The organism is Ferrigenium sp. UT5 (assembly GCF_045866295.1).
Lineage (GTDB): Bacteria > Pseudomonadota > Gammaproteobacteria > Burkholderiales > Gallionellaceae > Sideroxyarcus.
Map to the genome: position 1 here is coordinate 1 of NZ_BAAFRY010000071.1, position 561 is coordinate 561.

General features: G+C 49.6%; 1 protein-coding gene. It reads left to right on the top strand.

The window, feature by feature from the left end:
• The first annotated feature begins 131 nt into the window (after positions 1–131).
• A complete protein-coding gene (locus tag ACKTSJ_RS11185) occupies positions 132–464 on the top strand; it encodes a hypothetical protein (protein ID WP_407900251.1) in 333 nt (110 codons plus the stop codon).
• Positions 465–561: the final 97 nt, after the last annotated feature.

Here is a 561-nt window from a genome sequence, read left to right on the forward strand (position 1 = left end):
CCATGGTGCTTCTCCTTCGGGGTTGTGGTTAGAATAACCCTCAAGGATTTTTACTTGCAAACCCGTTCGCCAGGCCGGGTTCGGAATTTACAGAAACAATGTTGCACTAACGAAAAACCGTCATCCAGGAAATCAGGAAGAGTTGGGCGGATGCCCTCAATTCCAGGCTGGAGCCGAAAGGCATTCCGCCTGTTTCTCATCTGAGTAATGAAGCGCGCGGGCTGGACGCGGCTCCGAGCTCCCATGTGGGGCGCAAGGGGCTGGGGATGATGAAGCGAGGGATTGAGCCGGACCGATTGGTAGAAGTCGAAGAAATCGAGAATAGGAAAAAAGAATATGTCGCTATCAGAAGAGCTGAGAAACAAGCAGCGGAAGATGCAAAGAGACTTGCTGATCGAACTATACAACGCAAGCAACAAAGCTATGACAACGAAACTGGACAAACAGAAAGGAGCCTGTCATAAATTTTGTGTTTGAGGCATAACATGCAACCTGAAAGGAACATGTATGCCAAGCAAAACGAGCAAGAAGCAAGCTGCGGTTCTACCGCGCATTCCGAAG